General features: G+C 51.8%; 1 protein-coding gene. It reads right to left on the minus strand.

Annotation, left to right across the window (positions count from 1 at the left end; genetic code table 11):
* Nucleotides 1–987 (minus strand): hypothetical protein (locus tag HK25_RS12985; protein WP_086636071.1); only part of this gene is annotated, 987 nt, incomplete at both ends.

Consider the following 987-nt stretch of genomic DNA (forward strand, 5'->3'; position numbering starts at 1 on the left):
TTGTGGAAGCGGTGGAGGTCGTAGCAGTAGCTGCGGTCGATTTAGCTTCCAGCGCGGTTACGCGTGCAGCCAGATCAGCACGTTCGAGACGCTCACAGAAAATCCCAAGGGACAGAAGCTCCTCATAGCGAACTGTCTGCTGTGTTGCCTGAGTCTTACCATCTGCTTCATAAACAGGTTCTTCTGTTATGGTTGTGGCACCATCAACAGTAGATGTAACCGCCCTGGTTTTGGGCGTTGAGCACCAGAGGCCATAATCAGACGGGTCCAGTCCCTGTGCAGTAAATGCAACCTGAACTGTCTGAGCAATAACCCCGATATGGTTACGTTTGTTCGTGCTAAAATTCAGAGTGTAAACAGCTCCTGAAATAGCGGCCCATGCTGTGCGAAGTTTTGTGGTCTCTGCGGTGTAGTCAGAACTACCAATCGTGCCGACGATGGTTTTATCGTTTATGTCTGAAACAACCTGAACAGCACTCTGAAGAACTGCGCCGCTAAAGGGAAATGTGGCCGTCCCCAGAGGAAATGCAGCATAGCAGGCTAATTGCGAGCATCCGAGCCACATCTGGCCGTTACCAGCCCCCGTTCCGCCGACGCATGACAGAAATCCATCAGTTTTAGTTCCGCCAGAGGAGTAAAACTGAACCTGAGCAGTTGCTGCAACTGACGTGTCGTAATTGAGGCGCAAAGCCCCTGTTTTTACGACAAGATTACCGCTTGAATCTAATATTTCCGTTGACGGAACAGCTGCATTCGCAACGCTTAGTGCTGACGCTGCATTGCTTGCGGCTGTTGTTGCTGCTGAGCTGGCAGCTTTAGCTGTTGTGACTGCTGCTGATGCGTTAGTGGCGGCCGCTGCAACTGCTGTGGTGTTAGACGCGACTGATGCAGCCAGATCACCAAGGGCTATAGTTGTTGAATCTGTTGCACCTGACGGGGTGTATGTGGCTGTAGCTGCTGACGCATCGCCGCCAACGGTTACGAATA

The organism is Acetobacter sp. DsW_059 (assembly GCF_002153695.1).
Lineage (GTDB): Bacteria > Pseudomonadota > Alphaproteobacteria > Acetobacterales > Acetobacteraceae > Acetobacter > Acetobacter thailandicus.